Origin of the sequence: Shewanella sp. (assembly GCF_013214165.1) — a bacterium.
Taxonomy (GTDB): domain Bacteria; phylum Pseudomonadota; class Gammaproteobacteria; order Enterobacterales; family Shewanellaceae; genus Shewanella.
In genome coordinates, this window is the sequence record NZ_JABSSM010000032.1 from 1 (window position 1) to 17815 (window position 17815).

Below are 17815 nucleotides of genomic sequence, written 5' to 3' on the forward strand. Positions count from 1 at the left end.
GCCGATAAACACTTCGTCAGTTTCTGCTCCGGACTCGTCGGTAAGGCTAGAGCCGATTCCTAAACACACTCATTACAGCTTCTAGTTACAGGTCAGCTCATCGACCTTTGATGGGCATCTAAATTTACGGCCATGACCATAGGGCTAGTCATCATGGTAAAGGTTGGAAAAATTGCCGATAAACACTGCGTCAGTTTCTGCTCCGGACTCAACTGTAAATAACGGTCAAAATATGACATAATATTGCGCAGAAAATGCTTGTCGTAACGCTTAGGAACCCCATAATGACGCAGATCACCCTACTTACTCCCGATGATTGGCACCTTCACTTCCGTGACGGTGATATGTTGCAAGAAACTGTCCCGGCTACAGCCAGACTTTTCCAACGTGCCATCGTCATGCCAAACCTGCTACCGCCGGTAACAGATGCCAAGATGGTCAATGCCTACCGTGAACGCATCTTGGCGGCGCGCCCACAAGGTTCAAGTTTCGAGCCCTTGATGACGCTTTTCCTGACTAACGACACCACGAAGCAAGACATCATAGATGCAAAGTCGGCTGGCGTTGTGGCGGCTAAGTTATACCCAGCAGGTGCTACCACTAACTCAGATGCAGCGGTAAAGGCACTCGATAGCCTCTTCCCTATCTTCGAGGAAATGGCTGAAATAGGCATGTTACTGCTGGTTCACGGTGAAGTGACCGAGTCCCATATCGATATCTTCGACCGTGAGGCGATATTTATCGAGCGCAACCTGACTCGCATCGTCGACGCTTTCCCAAGTCTTAAAGTGGTATTCGAGCATATCACCACTAAAGAAGCCGCCGAGTTTGTCGCAAGCACCTCTGACAATGTAGCCGCAACCATCACCCCGCAGCACTTACTGCTAAACCGTAACGACCTGCTAGTCGGCGGCATACGTCCACACAATTTCTGTCTGCCCGTGCTTAAACGCAACATTCATCAAGCAGCCTTACGCGCAGCGGTTGCTACTGGTTCTAATAAATTTTTCTTGGGCACTGACTCTGCGCCACACGAGAAACATCGCAAAGAATCGGCTTGTGGTTGCGCCGGCTGTTACAGCGCCTGGAGTGCACTCGAACTGTACGCTCAGGTCTTTGATGACTTAGGTGTTATCGACAAGCTTGAAGGTTTCGCCAGCACTCACGGCCCGGATTTTTACGGCCTACCGAGAAACACCAGCACAGTGACACTCGTGAAAGAGACCTGGACGGTACCGAGCGAGATAATCCTACCAAATGGCAACCCAATCGTGCCTTTCTTCGCCGGTGAAGAAGTGAATTGGAAGGTTAAGGGGTAAACGTCCCCGAGCCAGTGCAAGCAAGCCCCACGAGAATAAGTAATATCGGCTCAGACTTAGGTCGGTGCCGATATTCACGATATAATCCCTGCTAAAGTTAATATCCAGCTTAATCAATACATACCTTTTGAGAGTGAACAAAATGGCAAGAACCGCTGCTGCACTGCACATATTAGTCAAACATAAAGAGCAAGCCGAAGACATCATCAAGCAATTGAAAAAAGGCGTTAAATTCGATGTGTTAGCCAAGAAACACTCGACTTGTCCATCGGGTAAGAAAGGCGGCAGCCTGGGCGAATTTAAGAAAGGCCAGATGGTGCCTCAATTCGATAAGGTCTGTTTTAGCGCTGAGCTTATCACCCCTCATTTAGTAAAGACTAAGTTCGGCTGGCATGTGATAAAAATCCTCTACCGGACTTAATTAAACGAAGTAAACAGATAAAGGCCAGATGGGTTCATACCTGCCATTCGATAAGGTCTGTTTTAGCGCTGAGCTTATCACCCCGCATTTAGTTAAAACAAAGTTCGGCTGGCATGTGATAAAAATCCTCTACCGGACTTAAAGGATAGAACGTCGCTGCGCGACTGCGAGAACGACCTGCGGTCTGCGAGTCCGTGACTTCGTCACTACGAGTACGGCCTGCGGCCTCCGAGAACAAGCTTTTCTCTTCTCTAGCAGCCAACTTGTTGGCGTTCTCGATGTGAGCTTGCGAACGTTCTAGCTCTTGTCCTCGATAAAAAAGGGCGACACATTGGCCGCCCTAGTCTTATCAGATTAACCCGTTAAATTAAGACTCGGTCTCAGCCTCTGCTTTAACTCCAGGCTTACGCTTCAGATGCACTAAGATGAGTGCTATCAGAGATACGGCGCCTACTGCTATGCCCACTGGCTGACTGATCGATTGAGGTAAGCCCAGTCCTATACCTGCAGTCATGATGTAAGACACAGTGACACTGGTTCCACCGATCGCAGGTAGGCTCACTATCCAATGGAAAGCACCTCTGTCGAACAAATACTTGGTGGCGAGCCAAAGCACACTGGTCGACAGCAACATGTTCGAGAAGGCGAAGTATCGCCAGATAAGGGTGAAATCTATCTTAGTCATAAAGTAGGCGATAACCAAAATAGGCACGGCAACGAGGAGACGATTACGAACGTTCTGAGGAATTTTGAAGGCATCAATTATGGTCAATCGCAGCGATCTAAACGCCGTATCCCCAGAAGTGATTGGGAAGACTGCCACGGCAATAATCGCCATTACGCCGCCCGCGACACCAAGGTAGGTGGTCGCCACTTGATTAATCACCATTCCAGGGCCACCCGCATCTAATAATGATTTAAGCTCCATGTAACCACCAGGGAATGCAGCCATACCCGCCAGTGCCCATACACAAGCCACTACGCCTTCGCAGGTCATGGCGCCATAGTAGACAGGACGGACATATTTTTCATTGGTTAGACAGCGGGCCATGATTGGTGCCTGGGTCGAGTGAAAACCACTGATGGCTCCACAAGTAATGGTCACAAATAGCAGCGGCCACACCGGCAATCCATCTGGATTAGGTGCCAATAAGTCATTGTTATAATGGCTATGATCAAAATAGGCGAACAGACTGCCCATCTCAGGCAACTGAGGGGCACTGATCAATAAGGCAACACCAATAGATACCGTCATGACTATCATCAAGAGACCAAATATCGGGTAGAGCTTAGTGATGATCTTATCTATGGGTAACATGGTCGCCAGGAAGTAATAAGCCAAGATCACCAACACCCAGAAGGTATTGTTAGCGAGAATAGTCCCTTCGAAGTAATCTAAGCTACTCAATAACCCTGCCGGGCTCATGATGAACACCACGCCGACGAAGAACAAGAGCATGGCGGTAAAGAGGAGCATCATGCCTTTAGCGTACACATTGAAATAGCGTCCGGCTATCTCGGGTAGGCTCTTACCATCTTCCTTGATGCTGAGCACACCGGAGAAGTAATCATGAACCGCGCCGCCGATGATGTTACCTAACACTATCCATACCAGGGCTATGGGGCCATAAATGGCACCTAAGATGGGGCCAAAAATCGGGCCAACACCGGCAATGTTGAGAAACTGAATTAAGAAAGCTTTTACCGGATGGACTTCGACATAATCGACTCCATCGGCAAAGCGAGTTTGAGGGGTCTTCGCACTTTTGTCGATCCCCGCCTGACGTTCTATAAACGGACTGTAGAACTTATAAGCAAGCGCCAAGGCAGCAAGGCAGATAATGAATAGAAGCATTTTTTGATCATCCATACTTTGTGGGGTTGAGAGTGTCTGCCAGTTGAGACATCAGGTCAAGTAACAAGATGTTATACTAAGGTCTAACTTGATCAGCCTCAAAGCTTGATGTACGGGGGGGAGGGAGGGGACTCGGACAGAAAATTGGCGATGCAAATCAAATGATATAAGCCTCAGTCCTTTAGCTTACTTTTTCATATCTACTCGCTACCTCTATACTCGCTTACTACTCCAGTATTTGTGGATATTTCATCGTTTCCTAGGTTAATTAAATTCACAGGGAATTGATATTCCCTGGAGTCGTTAAACGCGATACCTAGATACAGTCAAACTCCTGAGCCCAAAAAGCAATGAGATGACCCGCTGCGGATTATAAAGCCAGATGGTCAGCATGACCAATTGCGCCTTTAGCGCCGCATTAGACTTTTCTAGCAGTCAGCTTATCTATTGAGGTATTAGCTATTGAAATAAGTCCTATCCGCGTAGTCGTAAAGCCATTGAGGTCGATAGACCACCAGCAAGGTAACAGCCATGCCGTTGAGTAAGACTTCAGGGAAGCCAAGCAAGGGGATCGGTAACAGGTAGTTATCACTGAGAAAATCCCAGTCAATCTCGCTAATGGTCTATATCAAAAAATCCTGCATCGACACGCCCCCTTAAAGCCTATAGGCATAAGAAATCAATTATCTAGTGGCATAGGGTCACTCGCTGCTAGCCAATATATGCCAGCTGAATTTTTATACCCATAATTGAATGCAGATTCAGCTGGTATTCAACTCGTATTGTTATCATAGCAATCGGTATCATTCAGCCGGATATTTTCTTTATTGAGCAGGTATGAGTAAGCAATGGAAACATTTTTAGTGGTTTTTTTGATGATGTATTTCGGCGAGCACAAGCTCAATGAGGAAGAAGTCACGCTCGAACCTGAAACGGTTCAGGTTGAGCAAATTCCAGCAGCCCATTGAGATAGCGCTAACATCTCAGCCAACAACCACAAATGATGACTCTAGTGAATCATCATTTCGGTCACGGCTCACCTTAGGTTACTTCCCCCAAGGGTTGCTTGGGTCTTGAGAAGGCGCGGGCCTATCCGTTTTAGACTGCCTATTTTGCGCGTAGCCCTCTTGAGCCCTAGGCTTATCCTTGCCATAGCGAGGACGCCCCTGCCCCTCGTTACGCTTCATATCCTCATAATCTGCAGTCGCCTTGGCGCGCATCTCGGCAATGAGTTCGATGGTTAACGCTTCAGGCTTACGAGGCACTATACCATCGGCAAAACCACGCTCACGTGGCTTGAGCTCGAATTGAGCCGAGCTTCCCTTAGGCATACGCTTGAAGCGATAAAGATAGAAGCTCTCTACCCGCTCCCTCGCCCACTCAGTCTTCTTAAGAAATTTAAGGCATGCCGCCATATTAGGATTAATATTGAAACACTCTAAACGCAGGGAGGCGTATAAAATCTTCCAATCGTAAAAATCCACTAACTCGCTAAGCATAGTTTCTAAGCCTAAGCCATGTAACGGGTTGTTCTGTTGCTGTTCAATCATGGGGTATCCATTACGCAATTTGGGTATCTAAAAATCCACTCTCAGAGATAGACAAGCATACCAAGAGCCATTCATAGCCTAATAATAACAAGAAACTCAGCCAGACACGCATAACTAAGTGCCTTTTATTATCTTTGATGCTGCGCCAATATATCGATGTCTTTTATTTTTGCTAACAATTTTTACATTGACATTTTTTTTCGATCCCAGAATATGGAGCTGTTTTTTACCCAATATCCCCTCTCGTAAGGAAGAATAACAATGAAAAAATCCTTAATCGCTATCGCATTGGCCAGCACTTTTTTAGCAGGCTGTGGCACATCGACCCTCGATAGCAAAGAAGACACTAGCCAGATCAGCGCAGCTGCTAGCACAACAGCCGAACTCGGTAGCTTCGGTGTCGACCTAACGGCTCGCAATGAAGCGGTCACTCCCGGTGACGACTTCTTTATGTATGCCAGTGGCACCTGGTATGACAACTACATCATGCCTGCCGATAAGACCCGCTATGGTGCATTTACCGGCTTGGCCGAACGCAGCGAAAAGCAGGTAAAAGAGATCATCGATGATATCGCCAGCCGCAGTGACCTAAATACTGAAGAGCAATTGATTGCCGATTTTTATCAGGCATATATGGACACCGATACCATCAACAAACTCGGGCTCAGCCCAATTCAGTCCAGCTTAGATTTAATACGTAACATAGAGTCTATCGACGACTTAACCAGGGTCTTTGGTCATGCCTGGCTCACAGGCACGAGTTCACCGATTTCGGCTGGCATGTGGTTTAATCGCATGGACCCTAATCAGTATGAGATGTCTATCGGCGCCAGCGGCTTAGGTCTGCCCGATCGCGCTTACTACCTCGAAGATAGCGAGCGCTTCGTCAACATCCGCAGCGCCTATGTTGAACATATCGCCCAGATGCTAGCCTTTACCGGTCTAAAAGACGGTAAAGAAAAAGCCGAAGCGATCTTAGCGCTTGAGACTAAGATTGCCGAGGGCCAATGGCCTAGAGAGAAACGTCGTAACCGCGACCTGACCTTAAACCAGGTCAAGCGCGCCGACTTAGCCAAACAGTACCCTGGCTTTAATTGGGATATCTACTTCAGTGAAAAGGGCTACCAGGTTCCTCAGCTCAATATCTCTCAGCCAGAGCCGGTTAACGCCATGATAGCCTTGATCAATAATGAATCTCTGCAGGTATGGCAGGATTACCTGACCTTCCACACCATCAGTCATAATTCGGATTTCTTATCTGAAGATATCAATGCTGCCGACTTTGAGTTTTACGGTAAAACCCTCAATGGACAGCAAGAGCCTCGTCCTCGCTGGAAACGCGCAGTGGCAGAGATGTCGGGCACTCAGTCTCTCGGTTTTGCCATAGGTAAGGTCTATGTGGCTCGCTACTTCCCAGAGTCATCAAAGCAACAGATGGCCGAGTTAGTCGAAAACCTGCGCACCGCACTGGGTCAACGTATCGATGGTCTGGACTGGATGGGCGATGAGACTAAGGTCAACGCTCATAAGAAACTTGCCGCGTTTAACCCTAAAATTGGTTATCCCGACGTATGGCAGGCGTTCGATGGCCTGACAATGACCGACACTGACTTGGTCGGTAACATTCATCACTTACGCCAATTCTTTAATGCTGACAGTGTTGCCAAAGAGCTTAAGAAAACCGACCGCAACCGTTGGGGCATGACACCGCAGCGCGTTAACGCCTACTACAATAGCTCGTTTAACGAGATTGTGTTCCCGGCGGCTATCTTGCAGCCTCCCTTCTTCGACCCCAATGCCGATCCAGCCGTCAACTACGGTGGTATTGGCGCGGTGATCGGTCACGAGATGGGTCATGGATTCGATGACCAAGGTTCAAAGTCAGATGCGAATGGTATTCAGCGTAACTGGTGGACAGATGCAGACCGCGCGGCCTTCGATGCCAAAGCCGATCAACTCGCCGAACAATACAGCAAGTATGAGCCAATCCCCGATAACTTCGTCAATGGCCGTAATAGCCTGGGCGAGAACATAGGTGACGTAGGCGGTTTGTCCATGGCTTATCATGCCTACCAACTCAGCCTCAATGGTAAAGAAGCCCCTGTGATTGACGGTGTTACCGGCGATCAACGCTTCTTCCTTGCCTGGGCACAGGTATGGAAGGAAAAACGTACCGAGCAGAGCATGCTCAACCAACTTCGCGGCGGCACTCATGCACCGGGCCGATACCGTGCTCAGGCACCACGTAACCACGATGCCTGGTATAAGGCCTTCGACGTAAAACCCGGTGATGCACTTTATCTAGCTGAAGAAGATCGTGTGCGGATCTGGTGATAATTTCGAGCCAGACAGTGTCAAGTTGTAAGTAAAAATAATGCCAGTCAGCTCTCTGATTGGCATTTTTTATTTCTTATAAGGCAAGCCAACAAAAAAGTGTTATATCGAGATAATGTTTTTGGGGTTTTAAATAGCGAAATAGCCCAGATATCTATACTAATACTATTAAACAGATAGGTAACAGATAGGAAACAGATAGGAAACAGTATGATTAACGAATATACGCCAGCCAAAGTTTGGGCCATGGATAATGAAAACGGCGGCCAATGGGCCAGCATCAATCGTCCCGATTCAGGCGCCCGACATGAGCAGGCACTGCCTGTTGGTAAACAGCCAATACAGCTGCACTCATTGGCAACACCTAATGGCCAAAAAATCACCATAATGCTGGAAGAATTACTCGCTAAAGGTGTATCAGCAGCCGAGTACGATGCTTATCTGATCAATATCGGTGAAGGCGAGCAGTTCTCCTCAGGCTTTGTCGATATCAACCCCAACTCTAAGATCCCAGCACTCACAGATAACTCAACAGCCGAGTCTATAAGAGTGTTTGAATCGGGCAATATTTTATTGTATCTCGCCGAAAAGTTTGGTTATTTTTTACCGAAAGATATCGCTGCACGTACTGAGGTGATGAATTGGCTTTTCTGGCTACAAGGCTCAGCACCTTATCTTGGTGGTGGATTTGGTCATTTCTATGCTTACGCACCAGAAAAATTCGAATATCCCATCAACCGCTTCGCGATGGAAGCCAAACGCCAACTCGATGTACTTAATAAGCAGCTGGCAAGCAATGAGTTTATCGGCGGAGACACCTACAGTATTGCCGATATAGCAATTTGGCCTTGGTACGGTAATTTAGTACTGGGTAACATCTATGAGGCCGCTGAGTTTCTTGATGTGGCAAGCTATAGCCACCTGCAACGCTGGGCAAAACAGATAGACGAACGCAGCGCGGTTAGGCGCGGCAAAATCGTCAACCGTACCTGGGGCGAAGAGTGGGAGCAGCTGTATGAACGTCATAGCGCATCAGACATAGATGCGGTGCTAAAGAAACAACCTTAACAACGGGCTGTCGACATAGGTTAATATCGGAACAAAGCTTAATGCTTGGCTTTTACACCATTACGAACCATATCTTTGCCCGTGTCGAAGACTTCTTGGGTGATCCAGCGGGCATGAAGCAGTTCGTTATTCATCTGTTTATACTCTTAATTCTGTGTACGAGCGCACACTGTATATGCTGGCTAGTGTAGGACGACTAACTAGCAGTGAAGCCTAGGCTTAATATGTGACATATTTTACCACAATACAAGATTGACGCTCACAGTTAGAGACTGTGAGCACTAAGATTTAAAACATGTTATTGAGCGCGATCCCCAAACCAAAGCGAGTTTGGCTGTGATTATAATCGATCAGGCTATCACCATAACCGTTAAAGAAGGTCACATAGCCTTTCAACTTGCCATATAATGGGGTGGTGAGGTTAACCTGCACCGCACCATTACTGGTTGAAAAATTTTGACGTAATTTTACACTCAGCTCATAATCGCCGAAATCGTAACCCATGCCGTATTCGGCATGTCCCATGTGATCAGCAATATCAGGGTTATCATCGCCGCCGGGGTCTAGTGGGTCAGTTTTAGCATCCTCAGACAAGCGATACCAAGGTCTGATGTACCATACCCAATTCTCTTTCTCAAAAATTAATTCAGCGAAAACCCGATTCCAGGAACGAGATAATGGTACTGAGCGACCATTCGATTGGTGCTCGATACCAAACATGAGGCCAGTATTGCCTTCATAGGGGTGCCAATCTAACGGCATCACATAAAACAGCTCTGGATTGTAATTGGTTTCTCTAAATGGACTGGAAATATCGTCCGCATAAACCTGCCACCAGGCCTCAATGGTAAATGCGCCATAGATCCTATCCCCTTCTACAAATAAAGAATTGTAAGTGAGCGGGAATTTAAGGCTCAACTGAAATTTGGCCTCAACATCCTGTAAGCCATTATCAAAAGCTTGCTCGCTACGGTATGCATCAGGATTAATTTCGTTAGTGGTGTAAACCGGTAAGATATAATTCATTCTATGGGGTGTGAGCACAAACTCAGACTGTTCACTCTGCCTTTCCTGAATAATCCGCTTAGTGAGCACACCAGCTTTGCTTTCCTTACCAAATAACGTGATAGTGTCATCGCGCGCTATAGATACTTGCGCCTCACAAATCCCCCTGATCTCACCGAGCGTCATCTCATCGGTACCGATTTCAACTTGATGAGCAATGCAGTCACTCATTGAAGAAGCTTGGACCTGACTGATGCAGCCTAGTAATAGAGAGGCTATACCTAAAGACTTATAATTAAAACGTGCCAAAATAAATTCCATATCATTGTTGATGGCCGCACTGAATGAATGCACCGCCCACCGAGCAAGGGCTTCAAAAGCGCCTTGTTTCATCCTAGAATTAAGGCGTTAAAAGATAATGAAAACGTTATCGCCATAGTGTACATAGTAAATTAAGTTGCAATACATTCCAACAAATCAACAAATTTTCATCCTTCAGCCCGCTAAATTAAACCCGATTTTTTTATCTATATGGCAAAGCCCCACCTTGCCCTGTATCATACGCGGCAGACTTTTAAGATGAAGACCAACAAGATGAGCAATGCCAACAAACCAGCCACCAATGCGCTGCTAAAACAGGCCCACAACAACATGCCTATGGGTGTGGCCGACAGTTACCGTTACTGGGGTGAAGAAAACACAGTATTCGTTAAAAGCAGCCTGGGCTGCACCATTACCGATGCAGACGATCAAGAATTTATCGATTTTCGCCTCGCTTACGGGCCTATTATCCTGGGCTATCGCGACACCAGAGTCGACCAAGAAGTCATTGCTGCCATCACAGAGCGCGGCACCATCTCAGGCTTCTCAACCGATCTTGATTCTCAGGTGGTCGAACTGATTAAGCAAATGTGTCCCAACATTGAGAAAATGCGTTTTGCCAACTCGGGCACAGAAGCCGTGATTGGTGCGGTACGTACCGCCCGTGGTTTTACCGGACGCAATAAAATTGTGGTGGTTGAAGGCGGTTTTCATGGTTTATACGACGAGATGATGTGGAAATCAGATGTCGATAATTGGGACAGCGAAACCGACGTGGCGCCTAAGATTACCGCCTTCGGTGGCGGTATTCCCGAAGCGAGTCGTGAGCATCTGGAAACTGTGCCTCTCAATGATTTCACGGCCATAGATGACGTCTTTGCTCGTGTCGGCGATGATATCGCGGCCATAGTGATAGAGCCGATTTTAGGCAACTGTGGCAGCATAGCATCGACCCAAGAATACATGCAAAAATTGCGTGATATCTGTGATGCCAATGGCACCTTGCTTATCATGGATGAAGTTAAAACCGGTTTTCGCGTGGCTAAAGGTGGCGCCCAGGAACTCTATGGTATTCACGCCGATCTAACCACATATGCTAAGGCCATGGGCAATGGTTATCCGGTAGCCGCCTTCGGGGGTCGCAAGGAAGTCATGGACGTGATCGGCTGCGGCAAAAATGGCGTCACTCACGGCGGTACTTATACCGCCAACATGATCGCCCTAAGTGCCGCCAAAGCGACGCTGACGATCTTGAATGAAACCAATGCCTACGAGACCATCAATAAAGCCGGCGCCGATATTCAACAAGTATTGTCACGAGTATTTACTAAACACGGTATCGAGCATAAGTTCGCCGGACCGGATGCCATGTTCGGCATTCATTTTGGCAGCCAGGTACCGCATAACTATCGTGACTGGAAGAAAACCGACAGCCAGCTGTATACCGAGTTTGCCCATAACTTGATCAAGAGCGGCATCATGCTGGAGCCTGATTCTCGCGAGCCTTGGTTTATCTGTGAATCCCATCAGGACATAGATCTAGCCAAGCTAGAAGAGATTGCCGATGCCGCCATGGAAAAAGCCATCGCCGATCGCAACTAGGCCTTTAGCTTACAGCAAGCTCAAGGGTGCGAGCCAAGACTAAATATGGCCCGCACCCTCATTCATCATGTCTAATATGAGTCGCGTTATTGGATGGGTATAATTAGCCGACAAGGCATGGTGGATACGTTTGGCCCTCTGGCGTTATCGGCGAGAGACAGCTTCTTTATGAGCATAAAAATGCCGCTAAATTTAACTTAGCGGCATTCTAGTTGAGAGTGATTTTTTCGATTTCGTTATTGCGATTCAGCTGAGTCGCGGACCTTAAATTCCGGCCTTAGTCTGCATAAAATCCAATGATGGTGCGAAGAATGAAGATCCTGTCAGCGCCTGAGTGAAATGCAATAGGTGATCATGATTGCCATTGCCATCACCATGAACCATGCTCTCAAGCATCTTCTCAAAATTACTCGAGTTACGACAGTTTGAGATAAACATCAAACCTTGCTCTTTAACCGAGCCATAGGGCATGCTTTGCCTGAGGATCTCCATTGACTTACCCTCACTGTCTTTTAGATTGACGCGCTTGATATGGCTGGTGAGTGGCTTATCAGCTGATTCATATTCGATATTATCGAGTTTAGTTCTGCCGAAAATATCTTCCTGTTTTTTCTGCGGCAGACGATTCCATTTACTCAGGTTATGAGCAAATTTCTGTACATGAATATAGCTGCCCGATTTAAAAGCAGCATCTTCATCGCCGATCAGGGCGACTTCTTGACGACTACGTCCCTTGGGGTTTTCAGTGCCATCGACGAAACCTGTGAGGTCTCGGCTGTCCATGAAGCGAAAGCCTCGCTCTTCATCGACCAGGTCGATTAAACCTTCGAACATCTGCGAGACTTCATTCGCCACCAGATGCAAGATATCGAAACGATCACAGCGGATATGAACGAAAAGATCATACTCGAGAGCCGGAGCATCCCGATTATCGGCATTCATGGCTGGAAACGGCTTGAGTTGAGCCGGACGGGCAGAAGGATACAGACTATCCCAATAGTTGGCTCCCACAGCCAGAAAACCGTTGAATGCACTATCGGTATATTGATCGGTTAACTCATAAATATATTGCGCCACATTAGCGATACAAGGACGCAGATCTGTTTCTACCCCCTCATTGGCATTAAACATCAAATATATACTGTGCAAATTTCCTTCCGCACACACACCTAACTGTTCACGAGGCATAACCTGATTATCCATCTATCAATTACCTTCTACACTAATTCAATTTCGGCATTAATATCCATAACTTTAGATAATAATGACATTAACTAACGCACACTTAATCACTTTAACGATCACAATTAAGTTAACACAGCTGTCAGCCGGGATCTTCAGAATACGACTAAAGAGTGGGCCTGGGCCTGAAGATGTACCTTCTGACCGGGCATAAGCTGACTCAGCTGACTCTTCACCTCATAAAAATGCTGCGCCACCTGAACCTGATAATGACAAATGTTACCCAGGAAGCGACGTTCTATGATCACCCCAACACCTTGCTCATCGGCGGTGATTTCCAGCTGCTGAGGCCTGATAAGTATCTCACCTCGATAACTCACCGGATGGGATAGTCGCGTGGTACTGGTGAGTAAGCCAATGGGGGTTTCGACGACAAAATCATCTTTAACCGATGCGGAAATATAATTGCCACTGCCTAAAAAGTCCGCGACATATCTATCCTTTGGTGCAGTGTACAGTTCCTCGGCCGTGCCATACTGGACGATATAGCCATCCTTGAACAAGGCTAGTTTGTCGGCGAACACGAAGGCTTCGTCTTTGCTGTGGGTGACAAACACGGCACTGACATTCCTCTGTTTGAGAATATTGCGGATCTCTAACATCATCTCGCCGCGAACCTTGGCATCGATATTAGAGAAAGGCTCATCGAGGAGTAATAGCTCGGGCTCATAGGCTAGGGCTCTGGCGATCGAGACCCTCTGCTGTTGGCCACCTGAGAGCTCATGGGGATAACGCTTAGCCAGCCCCTCGAGCTTAACGAGTTCGAGCATCTCATCGAGCCTGGCGACTCTTGCAGCCTTATCTAAATCTTTAACCCCGAACAAAATATTATCGGCAACGTTAAGATGTGGAAACAATGCATAATCCTGAAAGATCATCCCCACACCTCTTTGTTCACTCGGGGTGAACACATTCGCTCCGGTCAAGATCTCACCATTGATGCTAATTTCACCTTGGCTCACGGCTTGTAATCCGGCGATGGCCCTTAACAAGGTCGTCTTACCACAGCCACTGGGACCCAGAAGCGCAGCGATCTCGCCTTTTTCTAGGGTTAAATCTAACCCTTTCAATACCTGCTGACCTTGATAGTCACTGTGCACGCCTCGAATACTTAATGTCGACATCTTTTCTTTGCTCCAGCAGAAGTTAAATTCATTAAACCCAAGAGGAATAACAATGAGATCAATCGTTAGCTTTCTTGCTCTAAAGAGCGATTTAAATAAATAAGCGGCACCAAGCCAACCAGCACGATAACAATAGCCGCGAGTGCACCATGCTCGAGTTGCTCGTCGGAGACGAACTGAAATACATAGGTCGCTAAGTTTTCAAAACCCACGGGACGGAGTAATAAGGCCGCGGGTAACTCCTTCATACACTCGATAAACACCAGCAATAACCCAGCGAAGATCCCCTTGCGCAATAACGGCATATGAACTCGCCACAGCAAGGCTTTAGGCTTGAGCCCCATAGTGATCGCCGCCATGTCCAGTGACGGTGAGATGCGTTTGTAACTATTCTCAACACTGCCGATGGCGATGGCCGAAAAGCGAATGCAGAAGGCAAAAATAATGATAAACACACTACCAGTAAAGACGAGTCCCGGTCCTGCTTGACCAAAATATTCATAGAGATCATTGACGGCAAAATCCAGCATGGTGAATGGCACCAAAATACCTATGGCCAGCACAGTCCCCGGAAGTGCATAACCCGTCGATGCGAGCCGAGAAGGTAAGATATCTGACACTCTAGGGCTAATTCTTCGAATGAATATCAAGAGTACGCCGATAAATACCGTGATAACACTGACAATCGCGGCGATATAGAGGCTGTTGAAGCTGTATTGCCAAAAAGCAGCATGCCAACTTTCATCGAAATAATCCCAGGCATATTGCAATAAAATAACAAATGGCAGCAGGAACGAAAACAAGAGTAGCAGGCTACAATAAGTCGTGGCCAAGCCGGATTTGAAGCCCTTAAGCTTAGATACTGAGCTTTCATTGGGTCCCGATTGTTTCTGAAATAACTGCTGTCTCCTGCGGGCAAACCGTTCGAAACCTATCATGGAAAAGACCACTAATAGCATGATCGCAGACAGCTTGGCCGCAGCCGACAAGCTGCCATAACCCAGCCAGGTATCGTACACTGCCGTCGTTAGCGTAGGTACGGCAAAATAACTCACGGTAGCAAAATCAGCCGCCGTCTCCATCGCCACCAACGATGCGCCTACCGCCAAGGCAGGCCTCGCCATTGGCAGACTCAGGCGCCAGAAACTCTGCCAAGGACCACAGCCCATGACTCTCGAAGCATGTTGCAGACTAGATGATTGCTCCATAAAGGCCGTTCTGGCTAGGAGGTAAATATAGGGAAATAGCACTAGGGCAAGCACCAGGGAGGCGCCCCCTAAGCTTCTGATCTCGGGGAAGTAATAATCGCTCGGGGATTGCCAATCAAACCACAGACGCAGAATCTTTTGCACCGGACCGGCATAATCCAATAGATCCGTATAGACATACGCCACCACATAGGCCGGCATAGCTAAGGGGAGCAGCAAAGCCCACTGAAACATTTTCCGCCCGGGGAATTGACACTTAGCCACCAGCCAGGCGGCAGGCGTCGCAATCAGCAAGGCACAGATACAGACACCGAGCATGAGTAAAATAGTATTGCTGATATAAGTAGGCAGCACGGTATTAAAAAGATGGCTAAACACATCCTCATCGGGAACGAAGGCCTGGGCTATGATAGCCAGCAGTGGCAGTATGATTATCGCCGCGATGAGGTAGCCGGCGAAAGACCAAGTTCTGGATAAACCTAAAATCATTGATGGGTCCACTTTGTTTGACGGGCTATTATTCCCGACCAAGCTAAATTTAAGCTTAAATGAGCAGGATTATAACTGACTAACAAGGCTAAGCATGACGCAAAACAAAAATAGCCTTCAATTGAAGGCTATTTCATATTCAAGCATATTCGTTATAGATCGAATTTAACTTCGTCCAATAATCTGACAGCCGCGTTGTGATACTCGGCAAGCTTAAATATAGGCAGCTCATCGGCCTTAAACTCGCCCCATGATGCCACTAAGTCAGACGGCTTAACATCGGCTTTCACCGGATATTCCATATTGATCTCGGCGTAGTTCTTCTGCGCGGCAGTACCCGATAGGTACTCCATCAATTTAATCGCATTATCCTTATGCTTAGTATGCTTAGCCAGCGCCATCCCGGAGACATTGATATGTGCACCACGATTATCTTGATTCGGGAAGTTAATCTCAACCGCCTCGGCCCAAGGTGCTTGCTTAGGATCCTGAAGCATCTTGCCTAGATAATAACTATTGCCTATGGCGATATCACACAAGCCCTCTTTAACCGCCTTGACCTGACTTCTATCATTACCTTGAGGCTTACGTGCAAGGTTGGCCTTCCAGCCCTCAAGCCAGGTCTTGGCTTGAGCCTCACCATGCTGAGCGATCATAGAGGCCACCAGCGAGATATTGTAAGGGTGCTTACCACTACGGGTACAGATCTTGCCTTTGTACTTAGGATCGGCAAGATCTTCATAATCGATATCCAGTTTACCCAGTCTATCTTTCGATGAGTAAATGTTACGCACTCTCATGGTCAAGGCATACCAATTATCTTCCTGGGAGCGATACTTAGCAGGAATGTTCGCCTTCAGCAGCTCACTATTCACTGGGATAAGCAGATTCTTGTCGGCAAGTTCCATCAAACGAGAGAAGTCAGAAGTCAGTACCACATCGGCAGGAGATAAACGGCCTTCACGCATCATGCGCTCGGCTATCCCCTTCTCGGAGAAAACCACATCCACCTCGATGCCAGTTTCTTTAGTGAAGTTAGCTAAGATAGGCTCAACCAGAAATGCCTGACGGTATGAGTAAACAGTCAACTTCTCAGCCGCATTCGCTGCCGAAGCGACACAAACCAAGCCTAAAATGGCCATACTTCTTGCTATTTTCATCTAAAAACATCCCTCTACAACACGTCGATGTGAACACTATAATGATAATTATTATCAATCGCAGTAAGGGTAATAAATCCTGACACTTTCGGCAAGTCATATAAGGGGGAATGTGTCTAAAATGAGATGTTTATCAACTTATTATGCCTGCTGCCCACAAGCTTAAAATTAACTTAAAATTAGCTTAACCTAAGATGAATGCTTGTTCGAGGCGCCCAGTCCATCTATGTTGTCGGCTAGCGTATAGCTGGCCTTCACCTAACTCGCTGTCTAAGAAACATAAAATGACCTCGCTACCGAATGGAAGAGTTTCATTTGATTGCCATTTCTGCTATTTAGAAATGCACTAAAATACACGGGGCTATCACCAATATTTTTCTACCGTTATCTGGCCCGGCGCACGTCTCAGGTTCTTGGCCAAGCCCATATCGAGCAAGATTTTATTGGTATCAGATATCATATCCGGATTACCGCAAAGCATGACTTGTGAATCCTGCGCCGAGATCTCGACTCCAACTATTTTTTGTATCTCAGCACTTTGAATCCCAGTCGAAATACGGCTCTGTATTGCGCCGGGCATGGTTTCCCGTGTAACCGAAAAGACGAGTTTAAATTGATTAGGATAACGTCGTTCAAGCCGTAACAGCTGCTCCTTGTAAGCCAGATCTTCCGCCAACCTCACCCCATAAACAAGGACCACAGTTTCAAACCGATTCCAAGGCTCATCCGTTTCCAGCATAGAGATAAAGGGGCCCACGGCCGTCCCCGTTGCGAGTAACCACAACTGCTTACCTTCGAACGCACTTGTGGGGATCTCCTCTAAGGTCATAAAACCAGAGGCTTTAGGTGAGACATCGAGTTTATCACCCACCTTGAGTTGCTGCAGGTTAGGAGAGAGTTGACCGTCTTCGACCGACACTGCCAATACCTCTATGATGTCGCCGCCTGGCGGGTTAACAATTGAATAGGCCCTGCCCACACGCTTATCGCCTATGGCCTGACTAAGTTTGATAAATTGACCGGCAATAAAAGGCTGAATATCGGCTCTTATCTGCAATGAAAATAGTTTGTCATTCCAATCGATGCGCCCTACTACTTCACCTTTAATCCACATGCA

Annotated in this window: 13 protein-coding genes and 1 pseudogene; 6 read left to right on the top strand and 8 right to left on the bottom strand. The window is 47.2% G+C overall.

The genetic code is table 11. The features are described from left to right. Window positions 1-284: 284 nt before the first annotated feature. From pyrC to HRU42_RS11135, 3 genes and pseudogenes are all read left to right on the top strand, one after another. The gene (pyrC, locus tag HRU42_RS11125) at window positions 285-1319 is read left to right on the top strand and encodes a dihydroorotase (protein ID WP_295031134.1); all 1035 of its coding nucleotides are present in this window, start codon (window positions 285-287) and stop codon (window positions 1317-1319) included. A 142-nt stretch (window positions 1320-1461) separates the two neighbouring features. After that, entirely contained in the window at window positions 1462-1740 is a 279-nt protein-coding gene (gene ppiC, locus HRU42_RS11130) for a peptidylprolyl isomerase PpiC (protein ID WP_295031136.1), read from the top strand. A gap of 19 nt (window positions 1741-1759) precedes the next feature. Beyond that, window positions 1760-1882, top strand: a pseudogene (locus tag HRU42_RS11135) (peptidyl-prolyl cis-trans isomerase); the annotation flags it as partial. Window positions 1883-2107: 225 nt separating this feature from the next. On the opposite strand, the gene HRU42_RS11140 reads toward HRU42_RS11135, so the two are convergent. After that, window positions 2108-3595 (bottom strand): carbon starvation protein A, encoded by a 1488-nt coding sequence (locus HRU42_RS11140; RefSeq protein WP_295031138.1) that lies wholly within the window; start codon window positions 3593-3595, stop codon window positions 2108-2110. Between the two features lie 1046 nt (window positions 3596-4641). Continuing rightward, window positions 4642-5145: a VF530 family DNA-binding protein gene (locus HRU42_RS11145; protein WP_295031140.1), complete on the bottom strand. Its 504-nt coding sequence runs from the start codon at window positions 5143-5145 to the stop codon at window positions 4642-4644. Between the two features lie 261 nt (window positions 5146-5406). Between HRU42_RS11145 and HRU42_RS11150 the strand changes: the two genes are divergently transcribed. Further along, window positions 5407-7479, top strand: coding sequence for a M13 family metallopeptidase (locus HRU42_RS11150; protein WP_295031141.1), 2073 nt, complete (start codon window positions 5407-5409; stop codon window positions 7477-7479). A 210-nt stretch (window positions 7480-7689) separates the two neighbouring features. Next, window positions 7690-8547 (top strand): glutathione-dependent disulfide-bond oxidoreductase, encoded by an 858-nt coding sequence (gene yghU / locus HRU42_RS11155; RefSeq protein WP_295031142.1) that lies wholly within the window; start codon window positions 7690-7692, stop codon window positions 8545-8547. Between the two features lie 288 nt (window positions 8548-8835). Here the strand turns inward: yghU and HRU42_RS11160 are convergent, their stop codons facing one another. Next, a complete protein-coding gene (locus HRU42_RS11160) occupies window positions 8836-9783 on the bottom strand; it encodes a phospholipase A (protein ID WP_295031213.1) in 948 nt (315 codons plus the stop codon). 348 nt (window positions 9784-10131) lie between these two features. On the opposite strand from HRU42_RS11160, the gene HRU42_RS11165 reads away from it, so the two are divergent. Continuing rightward, window positions 10132-11475, top strand: a complete 1344-nt coding sequence (locus tag HRU42_RS11165; protein WP_295031143.1) for an aspartate aminotransferase family protein — start codon at window positions 10132-10134, stop codon at window positions 11473-11475. 264 nt (window positions 11476-11739) lie between these two features. On the opposite strand, the gene HRU42_RS11170 is transcribed toward HRU42_RS11165, so the two are convergent. From HRU42_RS11170 to HRU42_RS11190, 5 genes are all read right to left on the bottom strand, one after another. Further along, window positions 11740-12678, bottom strand: coding sequence for a Dyp-type peroxidase (locus HRU42_RS11170; RefSeq protein WP_295031145.1), 939 nt, complete (start codon window positions 12676-12678; stop codon window positions 11740-11742). 134 nt (window positions 12679-12812) lie between these two features. Next, on the bottom strand, window positions 12813-13841 hold the full coding sequence (locus tag HRU42_RS11175) for an ABC transporter ATP-binding protein (protein WP_295031147.1): 1029 nt from the start codon (window positions 13839-13841) through the stop codon (window positions 12813-12815). 65 nt (window positions 13842-13906) lie between these two features. Further along, window positions 13907-15538 (bottom strand): iron ABC transporter permease, encoded by a 1632-nt coding sequence (locus HRU42_RS11180; protein ID WP_295031148.1) that lies wholly within the window; start codon window positions 15536-15538, stop codon window positions 13907-13909. A gap of 152 nt (window positions 15539-15690) precedes the next feature. Continuing rightward, window positions 15691-16698: an extracellular solute-binding protein gene (locus tag HRU42_RS11185; protein WP_295031150.1), complete on the bottom strand. Its 1008-nt coding sequence runs from the start codon at window positions 16696-16698 to the stop codon at window positions 15691-15693. A 364-nt stretch (window positions 16699-17062) separates the two neighbouring features. Continuing rightward, window positions 17063-17812, bottom strand: coding sequence for a ferredoxin--NADP reductase (locus HRU42_RS11190; RefSeq protein ID WP_295031151.1), 750 nt, complete (start codon window positions 17810-17812; stop codon window positions 17063-17065). Window positions 17813-17815: the final 3 nt, after the last annotated feature.